The organism is Comamonas piscis (assembly GCF_014109725.1).
In the GTDB taxonomy this organism is placed as follows: Bacteria; Pseudomonadota; Gammaproteobacteria; order Burkholderiales; family Burkholderiaceae_C; genus Comamonas; species Comamonas piscis.
Genome location: NZ_CP058554.1, coordinates 138,642 through 159,599 on the forward strand (window position 1 = coordinate 138,642; position 20,958 = coordinate 159,599).

At 61.6% G+C, this 20,958-nt stretch carries 22 protein-coding genes; 4 read left to right on the top strand and 18 right to left on the bottom strand.

Annotated features, from left to right (window positions below):
• Positions 1–2 precede the first annotated feature (2 nt).
• From rpsS to HS961_RS00770, 15 genes are all read right to left on the bottom strand, one after another.
• Positions 3–278, bottom strand: a complete 276-nt coding sequence (gene rpsS / locus HS961_RS00700) for a 30S ribosomal protein S19 (protein WP_027010580.1) — start codon at positions 276–278, stop codon at positions 3–5.
• Between the two features lie 10 nt (positions 279–288).
• Positions 289–1,113: a 50S ribosomal protein L2 gene (rplB, locus tag HS961_RS00705; protein WP_182325912.1), complete on the bottom strand. Its 825-nt coding sequence runs from the start codon at positions 1,111–1,113 to the stop codon at positions 289–291.
• A 2-nt stretch (positions 1,114–1,115) separates the two neighbouring features.
• Positions 1,116–1,451 (bottom strand): 50S ribosomal protein L23, encoded by a 336-nt coding sequence (rplW, locus tag HS961_RS00710; RefSeq protein ID WP_021025594.1) that lies wholly within the window; start codon positions 1,449–1,451, stop codon positions 1,116–1,118.
• Entirely contained in the window at positions 1,448–2,068 is a 621-nt protein-coding gene (rplD, locus tag HS961_RS00715) for a 50S ribosomal protein L4 (protein WP_182325913.1), read from the bottom strand. Before rplD ends, rplW begins: the two co-directional genes overlap by 4 nt.
• Positions 2,068–2,739: a 50S ribosomal protein L3 gene (gene rplC / locus HS961_RS00720; protein ID WP_182325914.1), complete on the bottom strand. Its 672-nt coding sequence runs from the start codon at positions 2,737–2,739 to the stop codon at positions 2,068–2,070. The genes rplD and rplC overlap by 1 nt, the downstream gene beginning before the upstream one ends.
• 233 nt (positions 2,740–2,972) lie before the next feature.
• Entirely contained in the window at positions 2,973–3,284 is a 312-nt protein-coding gene (gene rpsJ / locus HS961_RS00725; RefSeq protein WP_021025591.1) for a 30S ribosomal protein S10, read from the bottom strand.
• Between the two features lie 24 nt (positions 3,285–3,308).
• Entirely contained in the window at positions 3,309–4,499 is a 1,191-nt protein-coding gene (gene tuf / locus HS961_RS00730) for an elongation factor Tu (RefSeq protein ID WP_182325873.1), read from the bottom strand.
• Positions 4,500–4,645: 146 nt separating this feature from the next.
• Positions 4,646–6,757, bottom strand: a complete 2,112-nt coding sequence (gene fusA / locus HS961_RS00735; protein ID WP_182325915.1) for an elongation factor G — start codon at positions 6,755–6,757, stop codon at positions 4,646–4,648.
• 156 nt (positions 6,758–6,913) lie between these two features.
• On the bottom strand, positions 6,914–7,387 hold the full coding sequence (gene rpsG, locus HS961_RS00740; protein ID WP_182325916.1) for a 30S ribosomal protein S7: 474 nt from the start codon (positions 7,385–7,387) through the stop codon (positions 6,914–6,916).
• 168 nt (positions 7,388–7,555) lie between these two features.
• Positions 7,556–7,933: a 30S ribosomal protein S12 gene (rpsL, locus tag HS961_RS00745; protein WP_012202325.1), complete on the bottom strand. Its 378-nt coding sequence runs from the start codon at positions 7,931–7,933 to the stop codon at positions 7,556–7,558.
• A gap of 343 nt (positions 7,934–8,276) precedes the next feature.
• Positions 8,277–9,449, bottom strand: a complete 1,173-nt coding sequence (locus tag HS961_RS00750; protein ID WP_238347729.1) for a D-alanyl-D-alanine carboxypeptidase family protein — start codon at positions 9,447–9,449, stop codon at positions 8,277–8,279.
• Positions 9,450–9,529: 80 nt separating this feature from the next.
• A complete protein-coding gene (locus tag HS961_RS00755; RefSeq protein WP_182325917.1) occupies positions 9,530–10,171 on the bottom strand; it encodes an alpha/beta hydrolase in 642 nt (213 codons plus the stop codon).
• A gap of 81 nt (positions 10,172–10,252) precedes the next feature.
• A complete protein-coding gene (locus HS961_RS00760) occupies positions 10,253–10,606 on the bottom strand; it encodes a (2Fe-2S) ferredoxin domain-containing protein (RefSeq protein ID WP_182325918.1) in 354 nt (117 codons plus the stop codon).
• Positions 10,607–10,697: 91 nt separating this feature from the next.
• Entirely contained in the window at positions 10,698–11,897 is a 1,200-nt protein-coding gene (locus HS961_RS00765; RefSeq protein WP_238347897.1) for a VanZ family protein, read from the bottom strand.
• 48 nt (positions 11,898–11,945) lie between these two features.
• The gene (locus HS961_RS00770) at positions 11,946–12,365 is read right to left on the bottom strand and encodes a CopD family protein (protein ID WP_182325919.1); all 420 of its coding nucleotides are present in this window, start codon (positions 12,363–12,365) and stop codon (positions 11,946–11,948) included.
• A 198-nt stretch (positions 12,366–12,563) separates the two neighbouring features.
• On the opposite strand from HS961_RS00770, the gene hemB reads away from it, so the two are divergent.
• Positions 12,564–13,580, top strand: a complete 1,017-nt coding sequence (gene hemB / locus HS961_RS00775; RefSeq protein ID WP_182325920.1) for a porphobilinogen synthase — start codon at positions 12,564–12,566, stop codon at positions 13,578–13,580.
• A 70-nt stretch (positions 13,581–13,650) separates the two neighbouring features.
• A complete protein-coding gene (locus HS961_RS00780; RefSeq protein ID WP_412101646.1) occupies positions 13,651–14,898 on the top strand; it encodes a magnesium transporter CorA family protein in 1,248 nt (415 codons plus the stop codon).
• A 51-nt stretch (positions 14,899–14,949) separates the two neighbouring features.
• Here the strand turns inward: HS961_RS00780 and HS961_RS00785 are convergent, their stop codons facing one another.
• The 3 genes from HS961_RS00785 to HS961_RS00795 form a co-directional block, all read right to left on the bottom strand.
• Positions 14,950–17,001: a bifunctional 2',3'-cyclic-nucleotide 2'-phosphodiesterase/3'-nucleotidase gene (locus tag HS961_RS00785; protein ID WP_182325921.1), complete on the bottom strand. Its 2,052-nt coding sequence runs from the start codon at positions 16,999–17,001 to the stop codon at positions 14,950–14,952.
• Between the two features lie 145 nt (positions 17,002–17,146).
• Positions 17,147–17,839 (bottom strand): dienelactone hydrolase family protein, encoded by a 693-nt coding sequence (locus tag HS961_RS00790; protein WP_182325922.1) that lies wholly within the window; start codon positions 17,837–17,839, stop codon positions 17,147–17,149.
• A 53-nt stretch (positions 17,840–17,892) separates the two neighbouring features.
• Complete coding sequence (locus HS961_RS00795; protein ID WP_182325923.1) at positions 17,893–19,110, bottom strand: MFS transporter; 1,218 nt, start codon at positions 19,108–19,110, stop codon at positions 17,893–17,895.
• Between the two features lie 131 nt (positions 19,111–19,241).
• Between HS961_RS00795 and HS961_RS00800 the strand changes: the two genes are divergently transcribed.
• Together HS961_RS00800 and HS961_RS00805 are read left to right on the top strand one after the other, a co-directional pair.
• Complete coding sequence (locus HS961_RS00800) at positions 19,242–20,123, top strand: helix-turn-helix transcriptional regulator (RefSeq protein ID WP_182325924.1); 882 nt, start codon at positions 19,242–19,244, stop codon at positions 20,121–20,123.
• 78 nt (positions 20,124–20,201) lie between these two features.
• Positions 20,202–20,948 (top strand): SDR family oxidoreductase, encoded by a 747-nt coding sequence (locus HS961_RS00805; protein ID WP_182325925.1) that lies wholly within the window; start codon positions 20,202–20,204, stop codon positions 20,946–20,948.
• Positions 20,949–20,958 lie beyond the last annotated feature (10 nt).

Genomic DNA, 20,958 nt, shown 5'->3' on the forward strand with positions numbered 1-20,958 from the left:
CCTTATCGTTTCGCTTTTTTATCAGCGGGGTGACCCTTGAAGGTGCGCGTCAGGGCGAATTCGCCGAGCTTGTGGCCCACCATCTGGTCGGTTACATATACTGGTACGTGTTGCTTGCCGTTGTGCACGGCAATGGTCAGACCGATGAAATCGGGCAGAACCATGGAGCGACGCGACCAGGTCTTCACTGGTTTCTTGTCCTTGGTGGCAATGGCCTTTTCGACCTTAGCCAGCAAATGATGGTCAACAAACGGGCCCTTTTTTAGAGAACGAGTCATTTGCTACCCCTTACTTCTTACGGCGCGACACGATCATGGTCTGTGTGCGCTTGTTGTTACGGGTACGGTAGCCCTTCGTCAGATTGCCCCATGGGTCAACTGCGTGACGGCCTTCACCGGTCTTGCCTTCACCACCACCGTGTGGGTGGTCGACAGGATTCATCACCACACCGCGAACGGTAGGACGAATACCCATCCAACGCTTGACACCGGCCTTGCCCAATTGGCGCAGGCTGTGTTCTTCGTTGGCGACTTCACCAATGGTTGCACGGCATTCGATATGGATCTTGCGAACTTCGCCCGAACGCATACGCACTTGGGCGTAGACGCCTTCGCGAGCCAGCAAGGTAGCCGAGGTACCAGCAGAGCGGGCGATTTGTGCGCCAGCGCCGATCTTCAGCTCGATGCAGTGAATGGTCGAACCCACAGGGATGTTGCGGATCGGCAGGGTGTTACCCACGCGGATCGGTGCTTCAGAGCCACTGACAATGGTTGCGCCCACTTCCAGGTTGCGCGGAGCGATCACATAACGACGCTCGCCGTCTGCATAGCACACCAGAGCGATGTGAGCGGTACGGTTTGGATCGTATTCAATACGCTCAACCTTGGCGGGGATACCGTCCTTGGTGCGCTTGAAGTCCACTACGCGGTAGTGGTGCTTGTGACCACCGCCCTTGTGACGGGTAGTAATGTGACCGTTGTTGTTGCGGCCTGCCTTTTGGAACTGAGGTTCCAGCAGAGGAGCGAAGCCTTCGCCCTTGTGCAGATGGCCACGGGTCACCTTCACCACATGGCGTTGGCCTGGGGAAGTTGGTTTGAGCTTAATAACAGCCATGATTACGCAGCCTCCCCAGAGAGGTTCAGCTCTTGACCTGGCTTGAGCAGCACATAAGCCTTGCGAACGTTGTCGCGACGGCCAATGGTCTTGCCAAAGCGCTTGGTCTTGCCCTTGGTGTTCACCACAGACACGCCCTTCACTTCGACCTTGAACAGCAGCTCAACAGCGGCCTTGATCTCGGGCTTGGTGGCGTTCTGCAGCACCTTGAATGTCACAGCGTTGGACTTTTCAGCAACCAGCGTGGCCTTTTCGGACACGATAGGAGCAACCAGCACTTGCATCAGACGACCTTCGTCGAACTTGCGTTCGGCGGGAGTAGGGTTCACACGGCTCATGCGAACATCTCCTTGAGTTTGTCGAGAGCGCCCTTGGTGACGAGCACTTTCTTGAATTGCACCAGCGACACTGGGTCAGCGTAACGTGGTTCAACCACGAACACATTCTTCAGATTGCGCGAAGCGAGGTACAGGTTTTCGTCCACTTCGTCAGCGATCACCATCACCGATTCGAGGTTCATGGACTTGAGCTTGTCAGCCAGCACCTTGGTCTTGGGCGAATCAACCGTCAGCGAATCAACCACAGCCAGGCGGCCTTCACGGGCCAGCTGCGAGAAGATGGATGCCATACCGGCACGGTACATCTTCTTGTTGATCTTCTGCGTGAAGTTTTCATCAGGCAGATTCGGGAAAATGCGACCACCGCCACGCCACAGAGGCGAGGAGGTCATACCAGCACGTGCGCGACCCGTACCCTTTTGTTTAAAAGGCTTGGCGGTCGAGTGACGGACTTGTTCACGGTCTTTTTGAGCGCGTGTGCCTTGACGGCCGTTGGCGCGGTAAGCAACGATGATCTGGTGAATCAGGTCTTCATTGAAATCGCGACCAAACACGGTCTCAGGAGCGTCCACTTGGGAGGCTGCCTTACCTTGTTCGTTCAGGAGTTCGAGCTTCATTAGTTCGCTCCTTTAGCAACTGCCTTGACAGCAGGACGCACGGTTACGAAGCCATTCTTCGAACCGGGGATTGCGCCCTTGATCAGCAGCAGTTGACGCGCTTCGTCGATACGAACCACGTCGAGATTCTGGGTAGTCACGGTCTCATCGCCCATGTGACCAGTCATGCGCTTACCGGGGAACACGCGACCTGGGTCTTGTGCCATACCGATCGAGCCGGGAACGTTGTGCGAACGGCTGTTACCGTGCGACGCGCGTTGCGACTTGAAGTTGTGACGCTTGATGGTACCGGCGTAGCCCTTACCGATCGAGGTACCTTGCACGTCGACCTTTTGGCCCACTGCGAAGATCTCGGTCACTGGCAGGGATGCACCTGCGGCGTACTTGCCGGCGGTGTCAGCTGCAACGCGGAATTCCTGGGTGATTTCACCAGCTTCCACGCCTGCTTTGGCCAGGTGGCCAGCGGCTGGCTTGGTCACGCGCGAGGCGCGACGTTGACCAAAGGTGACCTGCAGGGCCACGTAGCCGTCGTTCTCTTGGGTTTTAACCTGGGTCACGCGGTTGTTAGATACATCCACCACGGTGACAGGCACTGCATCGCCGTCATCCGTGAACAGGCGCATCATGCCTACCTTACGGCCCAGCAACCCGAGGGAGTTGCTTTGACTCATTTGTTGCTCCAAAACTTCCGCCACCGAAACTGCAATTGGCTCGGTGTTGCACCAGGGTTTGACGCCATCGGCACGAAAGAAGGTTGATAAAAACTCCGGCGCCTACCATCCAAATGTCAGACAAATTGAATGTTGAGCGCACGAAGCCATAAATTTTAACGCGAACTTCCCAAATAGGCAAGTTCGCGTTAAAAAGGGCAAGCAGCCACACCCGAGGGTGTGGCTTTCCGGCCTTATTGCAGTTTGATTTCGACGTCCACGCCGGCAGCCAGGTCCAGCTTCATCAGCGCGTCAACGGTCTTGTCGGTAGGATCGACAATGTCCATCAGGCGTTGGTGGGTGCGGATTTCCAGCTGGTCACGCGAGGTCTTGTTCACGTGGGGCGAACGCAGAATGTCGAAACGCTTCATGCGGGTCGGCAGGGGCACGGGGCCCTTGACGATCGCGCCGGTGCGCTTGGCGGTTTCTACGATTTCAGCAGCAGACTGGTCGATCAACTTGTAATCGAAAGCCTTCAGGCGGATGCGGATTTTTTGCTTGGACATGTTAATTCCCAGTTGTTCTAAGAATTAAGCAATGATCTTGGCAACCACGCCAGCGCCCACGGTACGGCCGCCTTCGCGAATAGCGAAACGCAGACCTTCTTCCATAGCGATGGGGTTGATCAACTTGACGGTGATCGACACGTTATCGCCAGGCATAACCATTTCCTTGTCAGCTGGCAGCTCAATGGCGCCGGTCACGTCCGTGGTACGGAAGTAGAACTGAGGACGGTAGTTGTTGAAGAAGGGGGTGTGGCGGCCGCCCTCGTCCTTGCTCAGCACATACACTTCAGCGGTGAAGTGGGTGTGTGGCTTGATCGAGTTAGGCTTGCACAGCACTTGGCCACGCTCAACATCTTCACGCTTGGTGCCGCGCAGCAGCAGGCCAACGTTGTCACCAGCTTGACCTTGGTCCAGCAGCTTGCGGAACATTTCCACGCCGGTCACGATGGTCTTGACGGTGTCTTTGATACCGACGATTTCGATTTCTTCGCCGACCTTGATGATACCGCGCTCGATACGGCCGGTCACCACGGTGCCACGACCGGAGATGGAGAACACGTCTTCCACGGGCATCAGGAAAGCACCGTCCACAGCGCGCTCAGGCGTTGGGATGTAGGTGTCCAGAGCTTCAGCCAGACGCAGGATAGCGGGTTCACCCTTTTCGGATTGGTCGCCTTCCAGAGCCAGCTTAGCCGAGCCGCGGATGATAGGGGTGTCGTCACCTGGGAAATCGTACTTGTCCAGCAGTTCGCGGACTTCCATTTCCACCAGCTCCAGCAGCTCTTCGTCATCGACCATGTCGCACTTGTTCAGGAACACGATGATGTAAGGCACGCCCACCTGGCGAGCCAGCAGGATGTGTTCGCGGGTCTGGGGCATGGGGCCGTCAGCGGCCGAGCACACCAGCACAGCGCCGTCCATCTGGGCAGCGCCGGTGATCATGTTCTTCACATAGTCAGCGTGACCTGGGCAGTCCACGTGAGCGTAGTGGCGGTTAGCCGTTTCGTACTCAACGTGGGCGGTATTGATGGTGATACCGCGGGCCTTTTCTTCAGGAGCAGCGTCAATTTGGTCGTAAGCCTTGGCTTCGCCACCAAACTTCTTGGACAGCACGGTTGCAATCGCAGCCGTCAGCGTGGTCTTACCGTGGTCGACGTGACCGATGGTGCCCACGTTGACGTGCGGCTTGGTCCGTTCGAATTTACCTTTTGCCATGAGAATTTCTCCAAATAAAGAGCAAAACCTGTGTTGGGTTTAACGTCTACACCGAATTGCTAGGTCGCTTCGCACAGGAAACAAAGCGGCACCCGGTCGTAGACAAAAGCGATCCGCACCTGGCAAGCCAGGTGCGGGCGCATATTTTAGGCCTTTGCGCGTGCGGCGACAATAGCCTCGGCCACGTTACGTGGGGCTTCAGCGTAGTGCTTGAACTCCATCGTGTACGTAGCGCGGCCTTGCGTTTGCGAGCGCAGCGACGTTGCGTAGCCGAACATTTCGGACAGTGGCACTTCTGCCTTGATGGCCTTGCCGCCACCAACCATGTCGTCCATGCCCTGCACCATACCGCGGCGGGAAGACAAGTCACCCATCACGGTACCAGCGTAGTCTTCTGGCGTTTCCACTTCCACAGCCATCATGGGCTCCAGGATGACGGGGCTGGCCTTGCGAGCACCTTCCTTGAAACCGAAGATAGCGGCCATCTTGAACGCCATTTCGTTCGAGTCCACATCGTGGTACGAACCGAAGGTCAGCGTGACCTTCACGTCCACCACGGGGTAGCCTGCCAGCACGCCGGAGGTCAGTGCTTCGATCACGCCCTTTTCCACCGCAGGGATGTATTCGCGAGGAACCACACCGCCCTTGATAGCGTCGACGAACTCGAAGCCCTTGCCTGGCTCTTGCGGCTCAACCGTGAACACCACGTGACCGTACTGGCCCTTACCACCGGATTGGCGAACGAACTTGCCGTCCACATCCACGACCTTGTTGCGGATCGTTTCGCGGTATGCCACTTGGGGCTTGCCCACGTTGGCTTCCACGTTGAATTCGCGCTTCATGCGGTCAACGATAATTTCCAGGTGCAGCTCGCCCATACCGGCGATGATGGTCTGGCCCGATTCTTCGTCGGTACGCACGCGGAACGATGGATCTTCTGCAGCCAAACGCGACAGAGCGATACCCATCTTTTCCTGGTCGGCCTTGGTCTTTGGTTCCACAGCCTGTGCAATCACGGGCTCTGGGAACACCATGCGTTCCAGAATGATCGGTGCATCGACGGAGCACAGGGTTTCACCCGTGGTCACGTCCTTCAAGCCTACGCAAGCAGCGATGTCACCAGCGCGGATTTCGTCGACTTCCACACGGTCATTGGCCATCATCTGCACGATACGGCCGATACGCTCTTTCTTGCCCTTGACCGAGTTGTACACGGTGTCACCCTTGGTGAGCACGCCCGAGTACACGCGAACGAAGGTCAGCTGACCCACGAACGGGTCGGTCATCAGCTTGAATGCCAGCGCAGAGAACTTCTCGCCGTCATCTGCCTTGCGGGTGACCTTCTTCTCTTCGTCGTCAGGATCCGTACCGGCCACGTCATCGATGTCCACCGGCGAAGGCAGGTAGTCGATCACGGCGTCCAGCATGCGCTGCACGCCCTTGTTCTTGAACGCGGTACCGCACAGCATTGGCTGAATTTCAACAGCCAAGGTACGAGCACGGATGCCAGCCTTGATTTCTTCTTCGGACAAGGTACCTTCTTCCAGGTACTTGTTCATCAGCGTTTCGCTCGACTCAGCAGCCGCTTCGACCAGGTTTTCACGCCACTTTTCAGCGGATTCCTTCAGGTCGGCAGGGATGTCTTCGTAGTCGAACTTCATGCCCTGGGATGCTTCGTCCCAGATGATGGCCTTCATCTTGACCAGATCGACCACGCCCTTGAAGTTTTCTTCAGCGCCGATAGGGATCACCACGGGCACAGGGTTGGCCTTCAGGCGCAGCTTCATCTGGTCATAGACCTTGAAGAAGTTGGCACCGGTACGGTCCATCTTGTTCACAAAGGCCAGACGTGGCACTTTGTACTTGTTGGCTTGACGCCACACGGTTTCGGACTGTGGCTGCACGCCGCCCACAGCGCAGTACACCATGCAAGCACCGTCGAGCACGCGCATGGAACGTTCCACTTCAATCGTGAAGTCCACGTGGCCGGGGGTGTCGATGATGTTGAAGCGGTGTTCTGGGTAGGACAGATCCATACCCTTCCAGAAGCAGGTCACTGCAGCGGAAGTGATGGTGATGCCGCGCTCTTGCTCTTGCTCCATCCAGTCGGTGGTAGCAGCGCCGTCGTGCACTTCACCCAGCTTGTGGGTCACGCCGGTGTAAAACAGGATACGTTCGGTCGTGGTGGTTTTACCTGCGTCGATGTGCGCAGAAATACCGATATTGCGGTAGCGCTCGATGGGGGTCTTGCGAGCCATGGATGATCCTTTGTTGATCAGTAAAGTGGGGGCGGATGCGGACTGGCGGATTGCGCAGGCATCAGCCTACGATGTGTGGGCAGTCTCAATCCAAGCAAGGCCGCAGGCAAAAATTGTTGCATGCGGCCTTTGCAATAGCGAGACAGATCGCGCAGCTTAGAAGCGGAAGTGGCTGAATGCCTTGTTCGCTTCGGCCATGCGGTGCACTTCGTCACGGCGCTTCATCGCGCCGCCACGGCCTTCGGTCGCTTCGAGCAGTTCGTTGGCCAGGCGCTGGGCCATGGACTTCTCACCACGCTTGCGAGCGGCTTCCTTCAACCAGCGCATGGACAGAGCCAGACGACGGACAGGACGCACTTCCACTGGCACCTGGTAGTTGGCACCGCCAACACGGCGGGACTTCACTTCGACCATAGGCTTGACGTTGTTGATGGCAACAACGAAAGCTTCCAGCGGGTCTTTATCAGGGTGCTTCTTCTCGATCAGATCCAGGGCGCCATAAATGATGCGCTCTGCAACTGCCTTCTTGCCGCCTTCCATGATCACGTTCATGAATTTGGACAGCTCTACATTGCCGAACTTTGGATCCGGCAGAATTTCACGTTTGGGGACTTCGCGACGACGTGGCATTTCTTTACCTCTATCTTTGCTTCAGTTGGCATCTTTTCAGACACCGCGAGAGCCAATCAGGACTCCCACTTACTCGACCCACACAAAACACTTGCGCTTGGGGTCACTACGCTGAATCTCGCGCCACGCGGGACACAGCACCTATGTATTCGTTCAAAAAACCAGGGCTTACTTAGCCTTAGGCTTCTTGGCACCGTACTTCGAACGGGACTGCTTACGGTCCTTGACGCCTTGCAGGTCAAGCGAACCGCGCACGATGTGGTAACGCACACCTGGCAAGTCCTTCACACGGCCACCGCGCACGAGCACAACGCTGTGCTCTTGCAGGTTGTGGCCTTCGCCGCCAATGTACGAAATCACTTCGAAACCATTGGTCAGACGCACCTTAGCCACCTTACGCAAAGCCGAGTTAGGCTTCTTAGGCGTCGTGGTGTACACACGAGTGCACACGCCGCGGCGCTGGGGGCAGTTTTCCATAGCAGGGCTCTTGGATTTAACAACTTCTACCGTGCGGCCCTGACGCACGAGTTGGTTAATGGTTGGCATTAATAAACGTCCCTAAACGTGAAATTACCGTGAACTTACCGTGAATTACTGCCGAGCCCTTGCCTGAAAGACAAAGACGGCAGCCCCTTCGGAAATTCCGAAAAGCCCTCTAATGTATCACCTAGTCTCGGTTTGGGCAAATGCTGGTTTTTGCATGCCCGCGCCTGCCGCCTCTGTTGACGTTGCTCTTCCCCAAAGTTTTCTCAGGCAATGCTTACCCCGACTACCTCAGCTGCTCTTGTTTTTGATGATGCAGAAACCACAAAGCGTGCACCAGGCACGCTTTGCAAAGACGGGCAAGAATCCGATGGCAAGCGCTCAGGCGCCTGCCATCAGCAGCTTTTTACTTGATCCAGAGGCGGATCGCATCCCAGGCGCGGCCAAAAATGCCCGCTTCTGCCACATCGTCCAGCGCCACCAGTGGCACTTCAGCCACTTGCTGGCCGCCGGCCATCACCTTCAAGGTGCCCAGCTTCTGGCCCTTGGTGAAAGGCGCAATCAGCGGCTCTTGGCTGACCACCTGGGTTTCCAGCTTGCCACCGGTGCCTGCGGGCACATTCACAACGATCGGCGCGACGCTGCCAATCTTGACCACGTCCTGCGCGCCCTTCCAGGCCTTGGGCGTGGCAACCGCCTGGCCGCCGTCAAACAGCTTGACGGTATCGAAGGCGGTGTAGCCCCAGTTCAGCAGCTTCTGGCTTTCGTTGGCGCGGTCGCGGTCGCTGGCAGCGCCCAGCAGGATGGAGATCAGGCGGCGCTCGCCGGCATTGGGCACCTGGCGCTTGGCGGTGGAGACCAGGCAGTAGCCAGCCGCATTGGTGTGGCCGGTCTTCAGGCCGTCGACCGTCGGGTCACGGAACAACAAAGTATTACGATTGGTGCCGTTCGACTTGGGCGTGCCGGGGTAGAACCACTGCTTGGTCGAGTAGTAGTGCATGTACTCGGGGAAGTCCTTGATCAGGCGGTTGGCCAGAATGCTCAGATCCTTGGCCGTCGTCGTGTGGCCCGGCTCGGTCAGGCCCTCGGGATTCTTGTAGGCCGTGTTGGCCATGCCCAGCGCCTTGGCCTGCTCGTTCATCAGGCGCACAAAGTTCTCGGCCGTGCCGCCCACCGCTTCGGCCAGCGCCATCGTCGCGTCGTTGCCCGACTGCACGATCATGCCGTGCAGCAAATCGTCCACCTTCACCTGCATCTTGGGGTCGATGAACATGCGCGAGCCGGGCATCTTCCAGGCGCGCTCGCTCACCGGCATGGTTTGCTCCAAGGTGATCTTCTTGTTGCGCAGCGCATCGAACACCACATAGCCGGTCATCAGCTTGGTCAGCGACGCCTGCTCCACCGGCGCATCCACATCCTTGGCCGCCAGGACCTGGCCCGTGGTCACGTCAAACAGCAAGTAATTGCGTGCCGCAATTTCCGGGGGCTGGGGCGCGGCCAATTGTGCAAAGGCCAGGGTGGGCACCAGCAGCGCTGCTGCAGCCCAGGTACGCAGGGTGGGCATCAAGCTCGATTTCATGTCGTCCAACTCTAAGAACAGTGCCTGCAGCGCCATGAACGCGCGCTGCAGACTATAAAAACAATAGCAATACTACACCGTCAAGCGGCGGGTGAAAGCAGGTGGCGCGTGACCAAGCCTTTGAGAAGCGGTAATTGTCCGTGGAAAAAATGCCCGCCTCCCGGCACAACCGTAACCGGGAGTATCTGCGGCCTCGCCCAGTCCATCACCGCTGCCAGCGGCACGGTGTCATCCGCCTCGCCATGCACCACCAAGGTGCGCTCATGGGCTTCGGGCGGCAGGGTCGCCACCGTAAAGCGCGAAGCTGCCGTGCCCACGAACACCGCCTTGTCGATCTGGCGCTTTGGCCAAAGTTCCGCCAGGGCATGGCTCATCACAAAGGAACCGAACGAGAAGCCCGCCAGTGCCAGATTCCCCTCGGGCGCCAGCTGATCCACCACCGCCAGAAAGTCATCGCGCTCGCCCCGGCCTTCGTCATAGCTGCCGGCTGACTCGCCGACACCGCGAAAGTTGAAGCGCAGCGCCGTCCAGCCGCTGGCCACAAAGGCCCGCGCCAAGGTCTGCACCACCTTGTTGTCCATGGTGCCGGCAAACAGCGGGTGCGGGTGGGCAATGATGGCCGTGCCGCGCTGCTGCCCATCGGGGCTGGCGGCCAGGTCACGGGCCACTTCCAGAATGCCGGCAGGCCCGGTGATGGTGAAACGTTCGGTTTGCGCATTCATGACGCGGTCAACTCCAAAGCGGGCGCTGCGCGGCCAGTGGCGGCAAGGCAGCCCCGGATCTAACTGGGAAAAGGGAAGGGCTCAGCGGCCCACATCGGGCGGGGTCAGCAAGCGCTCGACCACCTGGCCATTTTTCAGGTGCGACTCGACGATCTCATCGATATCGTCATTGTCGATAAAGGTATACCAAACCCCTTCGGGGTAGACCGCCATGATGGGGCCGCCGGCGCAGCGGTCCAGGCAGCCCGCCTTGTTGACCCGCACCTTACCCGGTCCGCTCAAGCCCTCGGCTTTGACGCGGGCCTTGCAATGGTCAAACATCTCTTTGGCGCCATGGTGGGCACAGCTGTTTTCGCCATTGACGCGGTCATTGAGGCAGAAGAACACATGGTGTTCGTAGTACTGGCCGTTGCTGCCAGGTGTTTGCTCGCTCATGCCAAGCTCTCTTCGAATGCGATCCCCCATTGTGGCAGCTTGGCGCCCGCCTGGCCGCCATGCGCCGCAATACTGCCACGGGCTACTGCGTTTAGCTGCGGTCAGCAGGGGCGGCGGCCGAGCGCTGGCGCCGCCGCGCCGCCACCACCGCAGGCAGCCGGCCCAAGCGAAGCAGCACATAGGCAATCACCGCAAAGGGCCAGAGCCAGCTCAGCCACTGGCCCAGACCAAAGAAGCGGATAAAGCGCCCTTGCTCCCAGGACTGCAGCGCATCGGCATAGTAGGGGCTGGGGGGCGACTGGTTGAGCAGGTTGATATCGATCATCAAGCCCATCAGCAGCAGCAGCACGCAGTAACGGCGTGGCATGCCCACCTGAAGCAGCGCCAGCGCCACGGCCAGCGCAATGCCCAGGCGGGTGGGCTGGTCCAGCCAGTCCCAGGCATACAGGGGGCCATAGCTCAGCGAGGACGACAGCGCCGAGAATGCAATCCCGCCCAGCACCACCAGCGCCACCATCACCATGCGCCGTGTCACGCTGCCCATCACGCTGAAGGCCAGCCAGCAGGGAATCAGCAGGCCCAGCAGCACAGCGGTCAGTTGCCCGATGGGCGACAGCGGCTCAGTGGCCTGCATGAAGTTGGGCATCCAGTGCTCGAAGGCCGAGTTCTCCAGCATGTCGACCAGCCACATCTCCAGCCGGTCAAAGACCTGGCCCAGGCCAAAGGGCTGCGCGGCCGGGAACAGCAGCGCCAGCGGCCAGAGCATCAGCAGCACAATGGCGCCGCGCGCATCGGCATCGAACCAGCGTGCCCGCACATCGCGCCAGCGCCGCAAAATGCCCAGCCAGGCCAGCAAGGGCACCAGCAGCGCCCCCAGCAAGGTGCCGATGCTGTTGAGCAGCCAATCCATATTGCTCGACACGCGCAGTGGCAAAAAGATCTGCAAAAACTCCATCGCCAGCGACAGCAGGCTGCCCACACACAGGGCCCAGAACCAGCCCGTCTTGACCCAGCCATGGCGCCACCAGCCCAGGCTGAGCAGCAGGCCCAGCGGCGCATAGCCGGCCACATTGATCCAGACATCGAACCAGGTCCAGTACGGAGGCGGAATGCGCGCCAGCAAAAACTCGGCCGGCGAGATGCCCTGGGTGCGCCAGCCCGCAAACGGGAACAGGCTGGCAAAGATGATCAGCGCCACATACACCGGCACCAGCGGCCAGGCAATGGTGCGGGGCTCCACTGGCGGTGCAGACATCTGCAAAGAGGTGGGCACTGGGCTGCTGTCAGGCATGGTCATCAAGGGCCCTGGTTGGCAGAGGGGTCGCGGTGAGTGGGCGGCTTAAAAGGGCTTGACCACCGCGAGCACCACGATGACCACCATGGCCAGCACCGGTACCTCATTGAACCAGCGGTACCAGACATGGGAATGCCGGTCCGTGCCGTTGGCGATCTTGCGCAGCAGCACCGCGCAGGCATGGTGGTAGCCAATGACCAGCAACACAAAGAACAGCTTGGCATGCAGCCAGCCCCCTGCCCCCCGCCACCAGCCCAACCACAGCCACAGGCCCAGGCCCAGCGCCAGCACCGCGATCATCGTCATAAAGCGCAAGAGCTTGCGCGCCATCAGCAGCAGGCGCTCGCGCTCGGCCTGCGAGTCGGCCGGCACCATGGCCAGATTGACGAAGATCCGTGGCAGGTAAAACAGGCCCGCAAACCAGCTGGCCACAAATACGATATGAAAGGCTTTGATCCACAGCATGAGCATGCGCCACAGTGTAGTGGCTGGCACGATGGCCGAGCGCACGACCCCGGCTTAAAACCTGCCTGCATCGGCTCTCCAACCCCGCCTTGATCTGGCACAAGCCGCGCCTTGGCCCACCGCCAATCCTCCCTGCCCAGCGCAGTCTCTCGGGGCCGCCCTCTGCAGCCTGCCGTTGATCTGGCGCACAATCGCTGCATGCATCTGTCCAGCCCCACCCCCTTTCCCCACAACCGCCCGCGCCGTCTGCGCCGCGATGCCTTCACCCGCAACCTGGTCCGCGAGAACGTGCTCACGCCGCACGACTTCATCTACCCGGTGTTTGTGCATGAGGGTCAAGGCAAGCGCGAGCCCGTGCTGTCCATGCCCGGCGTCGACCGCCTGAGCCTGGACCTGTTGCTGCCGGTGGCCGAGCAGTGCGTGGCGCTGGGCATCCCGGTGATGGCGCTCTTCCCGCAGATCGACTCGGCGCTGAAGACACCGGACGGCAAAGAGGCGCTCAACCCTGACGGCCTGATCCCACGTGTAGTACGCGCCCTGAAAAAAGAATTCCCCCAGCTGGGCGTGATGACCGATGTGGCGCTCGACCCCTACACCAGCCACGGCCAGGACGGCCTGCTCGACGAAACCGGCTACATCCTCAATGACGAGACCGTCGAGATCCTCGTGGGCCAGGCGCTCAACCATGCCGAAGCCGGTGTCGATATCGTCGCCCCCAGCGACATGATGGACGGCCGCATTGGCGCCATCCGCGAGGCCTTTGAAGCCCATGGCCACATCTACACCCGCATCATGGCCTACAGCGCCAAGTACGCCAGCGCCTTCTACGGCCCCTTCCGCGATGCGGTGGGCACGCGCGGCGCGCTGGGCAAGGCCGACAAGAACGTCTACCAAATGGACCCGGCCAACACCGACGAGGCGCTGCGCGAAGTGGCGCAAGACCTGGCCGAAGGCGCCGACATGGTGATGGTCAAGCCCGGCATGCCTTACCTGGATGTGGTGCGCCGCGTCAAGGACGAGTTCAAGGTACCCACCTTTGCCTACCAGGTGAGCGGTGAATACGCGATGCTCAAGGCTGCCGCGCAAAACGGCTGGCTGGACCATGACCAGGTGATGATGGAATCGCTGCTGGCCTTCAAGCGCGCCGGCGCCGATGGCATCCTCACCTATTTCTCGCTGGATGCGGCGCGCTGGCTCAAAGAGAAAAAGGCCTGAGCAACAACGCCAGGACGGGCTTGCACAGGCCCGTCTTTTTTGGCCCTTTTGCGTCTGATCCGAGCGAGGAATTTCGGTGACTACTCCCAGCAGCATCCGCATCTTTCACATCGTCGGCAACGAGGCCAGCGAGCTGGCCGCCGTGCCCTTCGAGCTGCCCGCCAAAGGCTTTTTGTGGCTGGCCTGCACGCGCAGCTATTTCAGCGAGCAGCTGGGCAGCCTGCAGCTGGCACTGCAAAAACTCAGTGGCGCGCCGCTGGTTGATCTGCATGTCTCCGACCTGCTCAATGCCCAGCTCCCCTCGCACTATGACTACACCTCGCAGTACGACCTGCTGGTGATCCGCCGCCTGGCCAGCACGCCATCGCAGGCCGGCACCGCCGCACTGGCCGCTACCCGGCGCACCGCCGCCGCCAAGCCCCTGCCGGACGCACCCCGCATCAGCACCACGCCGGTGGGCTTTGCCGCCTGGGAGCGGGTGCTGCTGTCAGTTCACCCCGAAGATTGCACCGTGCGCGACGCCTATGCCCGGCGTCTGCTGCAGTTTGCCAAGGCAGGTACCCCGCCGCCCCCGGGCACGGATGCGCCGGACCTGGACCAGATATCGGACGCCACGCAAGAACGGTTGGCCCGCGAGGACAAGGCCTTCCGCAACCCCGGCAACAGCGCCAGCCCAGGCGGCATGCAGCCCATCCGGCTGCCGGCATCGCCTGCTGACTTGATGATGCGCACCGTCAACATCATCGTGGACAACTACCTGGACCTGCGCCGCGAGCTGTCGCGCCATCTGGACCAGTGGCAGAGCGCGCTGCTGTCGCCGCGCAAGCGCATTGCCAACTGGCAGGCGCTGCTGGAGGCGCGGCTGACCTTGCACCAGCTCGACGAAATCTGCGAAGACCAGCGCGCCGCCGTGCAGGACTGGGTGGATGCGCTGGAGACCTGGCCCCAACCTGAGGCGCCCAGTGCCCAGCGCGAGCTGGAAGCCCTCAAGGTACGCAGCCGCGATGTGCTCGAACATATCGAGCGGGTGGTACACCATGTGCGCCGGCTGGAGCAAAGCACCGAGACCGCCGTGCAGATGCATTTCTCGGTGCAGAGCAACCGCGCCAACGACATCATGCGCACGCTCACCACCATCACCGCCATCTTCCTGCCGCTCAACCTGATTGCCGCGATCTTCGGCATGAACTTCGAGTTCATCCCCCTGATCCACAAGGAAGACGGCTTTTGGTGGGCCATGGGCGTGATGGCCGTTATCACCGTGGCGCTGATCGGCTTTTTCTCGTACAAGCGCTATCTCACCCGCATGGGCAGATAGCGCTGCACGGCCCCCAATCCGCTGGCGTGGCACCCGCTGCTGGGGGCCAGCTTACAGGCCCAGGTCCACGCGGTAGACCGCGCGCTGGGTCCCCGTGCCGTCATCCGCCTTTTCCAGCGAGATGTTGGCCAGGCCCGCAGCCTGCGCCACCGGCAGCGCGTTGGCGGCCGAGGTGAACAGCACCTTGCCAGCGGTCGGCGTCTTGGCAAAGCGCCAGCTTTGGGCCGCACCATTGGCCGCACGGGTGATTTGCGGATGCTCCTTGATGTACGAGATCACCACATCGCGGTTCGCATCGGGCGAGGCATAGATGGTGGCGCGGCCATCGAGCTCCGGCAGGAAGCTCTTGCCACTGGTGGCACGGTAGTTGTTGGTGGCGATCACAAAGTCCTGCGCCGGGTCAATCGGCGCGCCCTTGTACTGCAGGCCCACGACGCGGCTGCCGACGGCCTGGGTCACATCGATCTGGTACTGCATGTCGGCGGTAGTGAACATGTCGAAGTTGTAGCCGGGGAAGCTGCTGATCAGCCACTGGTCGGCCGTTGCGGCCGGATCGATGCGGTTAAAGCGCTGGGCAGCGGCCTCCAGCCAGCTCTTGATCTGCGCCCCGTTCACCTTCACCGCATAGACGGTATTGGGGTACAGGTACAGGTCAGCCGCGTTGTAGATCGCCAGTGGGCCGGCAGCCACATCGGTGTAATCGCCACCGCCCTGGAAGCCCGACTTGAAAGGCGCGCTCACCGACAGCACCGGCAGCTGCGCATACTGCGGCAGATTGGCCTGCACATAGCGCTGCACATAGTCCTGCTGCGCCTGGTTCACCAGCTGGATGGCGCCGGCATCGCCCACATCGGCAAACTGCGTGCCCATGCGGAAGTCGGTCTGGCCCACCGGCGTTTTCACATAGCTGATCGCCGCCTGGTGCTGGCTCTCCACCACCGGTGCAATGCTGCTGTCCACCGCCACATAGGTGGTCTTGCCAGCGGCATCCTTGCCGGTCGTGGTGCTGCGCAGCTCCGACTTGCTCTGGCTCTTGTCAACGCTCCAGGCCTTGCCATCCCACTTCAAGGACAGCGCCACCACACCCAGCGCCTTGCCCCAGCTGCTGGCCATCACCGCCGGCACACCGTTGATGGTGCCAGCCTTGTTGTCTACCCCCGCCATGCTGAAGGCCGGTTGCGCCGCTGTGTCGGGGAACATGCTGTGCTGGTGGCCCATCACCATCGCATCAATACCGGCCACCTTACTCAGGTAGAGGCCCGGGTTCTCCATGTCGGCGCGGTATTCCGAGGCATCCAGCCCGCCGTGCAGCAGCGCCACGACGACATCGGCGCCCTTGCTGCGCAGCTCGGGTACATACTTTTGTGCGGCCTCGACGGCGCCGGTCACCTGCACCTTGCCTTCCAGGTGGCGCTTGTCCCAGCCCATGATGCCGGGCGTGGTGAAGCCAATCACACCGATCTTGATCGGCAGCTTGACGGCCTTGCCATCGCTGTCGGTGCCGCTGACTTCGCGCTCCAGCAGGACATAGGGGGCCACCAGCGGCGCATTGGTCTTGCTGCTGAGCACATTGGCCAGCGCCATCGGGTAGCCAGGGCCTGCGCACTTCTTGCTGGCATCCACCCCATCCACCTGCAGGCCGCCGCCCAGCACCTGGTTGAGAAAGGGCAGACCGTAGTTGAACTCATGGTTGCCCAAGGTGCCGGCGTCAAACTTGAACACGGCCATGGCCTTGTACATCGACAGCTGCTGCTCGCAGGCAATCGGCGCTACCTGCGCCTCGTAATCGGCAAGTGCCGTGCCCTGGATGGTGTCGCCGTTGTCCACCAGCAAGGTGTTGGCAAAGTCGCTGCGCGCCTGGCGGATCAGGGTGGCCGTACGTTCAAAGCCATACGATGGGTCATCGGCCAGCTTGAAATAGTCGTAGCTGCGGACGTTGTAGTGCAGGTCCGTGGTCTCCAGCACCGCCAAGGTGGCAGTGGCTGCTTTGCTGCTGCTGGAGCTGCCGCCACCGCAGGCCGTCAGCAGGGCCGCAGCGGCCAGCAGGGTCAAAGGAAGCGGCGCCATCCGCAGGTCGGTGGCACGGAAAAAGGGGCTGCGCATGGTGTTTATCGTTGAAAGTGAGCGATGCGCGCATCATCAGCAGCCCGTATGACGACGGTGTTACGACCAGCCCCCAAAAATGCAACAAAGCCTTGCAGGCTGCGGGCCGGCAAGGCTTTTGGCAGGGAAAGGTGTGAGCGCCCGCTCAGCCTACATGCTTGGCAAAGAAAGCCAGGCTGCGGGCCCGCGCTGCGGCAGAAGCAGCTGCATCGTAGGAGCCACGTTGGTCACAATTAAAGCCGTGGTCAGCCGCATAGACATAGACCTCGGCCTCCGGGTGGGCCGTGCGGAAGGCATCCACCGATGCCAGCGAGATCCAGTGGTCCTTGTCGCCAAAGTGGGCCATCACCGGGCAATGGGGCTGGCGCGCGATCTCGTCGCCGGTGGTCATGCCGCCGCCGTAGTAAGGCACTGCGGCCGACAGGCCCTTGAGCTCGCAAGCAGCCCGCCAGGCCAGCAGGCCACCCCAGCAAAAGCCGGTGATGCCCACCTTGCCACCGCTGCGGCGCGCGCCTTCGTCAATGGCGGCCTGCAGATCCTGCAGCACGCCAGGGGCCACATCGGGCGCTTCAGCCGCCGCCTTCAAAGCCGAGCCGGCTTGCATGTCGGCATCGCTGTAGCCCAGCTCCACACCGGGTTTGACGCGGGCGAAGGTGGCCGGCGCAATCGCCACATAGCCGCTTTGGGCAATGCGGTCTGCCACCGAGCGGATGTGCGAGTTGACACCAAAGATCTCCTGCACCACCACGATGGCGCCGCGCGCCTGGCCCTCGGGCTCGGCGATATAGGCCGGGAACACCTGGCCATCGGCCGACTTCAGATCTACAAAATTACCCATAGTGATCACTCCTTGCTCAACAGATCAAATGTCAGATGCGGAACGCTGGTCGATTATGGCGCTGCACAGGCCGCTGCCGGTTCCCTGCGCGTCAGCATGCTCAGCCAGGCTGCTGCCAGCAGCAAAGCCAGACCACCATACACCGCCGCCAAACCCAAGGCCGTCTGCGGATTCACCAGGTGGATGCCCAGCGACGCGAGCAGCGAGGTCAGCAAAAAGGCCAGGCCGCCGGCAATGCCGCCCGACAGCGCTGCATGCTGCGGGAACATCGACAGCACATTGGCAAAGTGGATGTTGAACACCAAACCCGCAGCCACATGGATGCAGAAGGCAACGGCGGCCATCACCTCCAGCATCGGCCAGGATGCTGGCAGCCAGCTCGTCAGTGCCATCAGTCCAATAAAGCCGGCCATGGCCAGCAAGGCCGCCTGGTGCTTGGCCGCCAAGGAGCGCGCCATGGCGGCACGCGCAATCAGGCCGCCGCCCATCCAGGCCAGGCCCATCAGCAGCGCCAGCGCACCGGTGGTGGTGGGTGGCCGGTGGTACACGGTCTCCACGATAAAGGGCGATGCCATGCTCCAGCCCATCACCATCGCATAAGCCACGCTCACGCAGAGCACGCCCCGTGCAAAGCTGCGGTTGCGCATAATGCCCCAGGCCCGGCTGGCCACCTCCCGCGGCCGGATGGGCTGGGGCTTGGCGAGGGTCTCGCCGCCACCCAGTATCTCCAGCACCAACGCAATCACCGAGAACACGGCCAGCACCACAAAATTGGCACGCCAGCCCCAGTGGGTCTGCACAAAGCCGCCAATAAAGGGCGCGCAGATGGGCCCCAGCGACCAGACCACGGTCATCCAGGTCAGGTAGCGCTGCAGCGCCGGGCCCCGGAACACATCGACAAAAAAGGTGCGCTTGCCCACCACGGCCACGGCGCCCAGCAGGCCTTGCAGCAGGCGCAGCGCGCAGATGACCACGATGTCGTCGCTGACGGCAATGGCCGCGCTCGACAGCGCGAACAGCGCCAAGGCCACCATCGTGGGGCGCCAGCGGCCAAAACGGTCCAGCAACACGCCGACGACCAGTTGCCCCAGGCCGTAGCCGGCGATGAACAAGGTCAAGGTCAGCTGGATCTGGGAGGCGGTCGCGCCCAGGCTCTGGGCCATGGCGGGCATCGAGGGCAGGTAAATATCGGTGCCAATGCCCGATAAGGGGATCAGCAAAAAGGCCAGAAAAACGCCAAAAGTGGCGTTGTCAGCAGTGATTCTTCGCATGGGAGGTCGAGCGCCCGAAAATAGACAGGGCGCCAGTGTGTTATGTTTTTTAGACGGGTACAAGATCCTGCCTAGCCTAGGCTTGAAAGGCCTATACTGCATTGCAACATCGACCGCGAGACTAGCGCCCCATGACTTTGTTTGCTGCCACCCCGCCCCATGCCCCGCCTGCCGTTGCGGCCTCTGCCCCATCGCAGGAGCTGGGCCACTTTCTGCGCGCCCGGCGCGAGAGCCTGTCGGCCGCCGCGATGGGCCTGGCCCGCCATGGCCGCGTGCGCACCCCCGGCCTGCGGCGCGAAGAGGTCGCCCAGCTCGCCGGCATTGGCGTAACCTGGTACACCAAGCTCGAACAAGGCCGCGAGGTCCAGCCCTCGCGCCAGGCGGTGGAAGCCATCGCCCGGGCGCTGCAATGCAATGACGACGAGCTGCGCCACCTGCTGGTGCTGGCCGGCATCAAGCTCGACCAACCCGCCCCCACCCTATTGGATACACCGGGCTGTCTGCATGGCCAGTTGCTCGACAAAATGCTGCCCTACCCGGCCCAGATGCAAAGCGCCGCCTTTGACCTGCTCGCCGCCAATACCGCCTATGAGCGGCTGATGGGCGTATCGCTGCAGCAGCTGCCCTCGCTGGAGCGCAACTGCCTGCACATGAACCTGTTCAACCCGCAGTGGCAGCAGGTGATGCGCCATGAGCCGCAAGCTGTTGAGCGCATGGTGGCCATGTTCCGCGCGGCCTACACCCAGCAAAGCGGCGACACGGCGATTGCCCAGCGGCTGGACTATTTTCTGGCGCACTCCCCCGTTTTCCGCAATGCCTGGGAGCGCTACCAGGTGCGCAGCCCCGAGAACAACGAAAAGACCTTTGACCACCCGCTTGTCGGCATCCTCCATCTGCGCCAGACCTACTGGTGGTCGGCCCCGCGCAGCGGCATGCGCATGGTGGTCTACCTGCCTGTCAGCGACCAGGACGCCGAGGCGCTCGACCGGCTGGCCGCGCTGCCTGCGCCTTGAATGCACCCAGGCAGCGCAGTGGGCAGTGGCCGCAAGCTCGCCTAAGATAGTGCATCTTTGTGAGCCGACCGACCTGCCATGACCTCTATCGTCCTCATCACCGGTGCCAGCCGTGGCATCGGTGCCGCCACTGCCCTGCTCGCCGCCCGCCATGGCTGGGATGTGGCCGTCAACTACAGCAGCAATGAAGCAGCAGCCCAGACCGTGGTGCAGGCCGTGCAGGCCCTGGGCCGCCGCGCCATCGCCGTGCAGGCCGATGTGGCCGATGAGGCGCAGGTGCTGGCGATGTTTGCCCGCGTCGACCAGGAACTGGGGCGCATCACGGCGCTGGTCAACAACGCCGGCGTGGTGGACCGCGCCCAGCGCCTGCAGGACATGGACATGGCCCGCTGGCGCCGCATGTTCGACATCAATGTGCTGGGCAGCTTTCTGTGCGCCCGCGAGGCGGTGCGCCGCATGAGCAGCACCAACGGCGGCGCGGGCGGCAGCATCGTCAATGTCTCCAGCCGGGCCGCCTGCCTGGGCTCGGCCAACCAGTATGTGGACTACGCCGCGTCCAAGGCCGCCATCGACACCATGACGCTGGGCTTGTCCCAGGAGGTGGCCGCGCAAGGCATCCGCGTCAACGGCGTGCGCCCGGGGCTGATCGAGACCGATATCCACGCCAGCGGCGGCCAGCCCGACCGCGTGCAGCGCCTGTCGGCCGGTGTGCCGCTGGGCAGGGGAGGCACCGCTGAGGAAATCGCCCAGGCCATCTACTGGCTGATGTCCGACCTCAGCAGCTACTGCACCGGCTCCTTCATCGATGCCGGCGGCGGGCGCTAGGCCGCCCTTT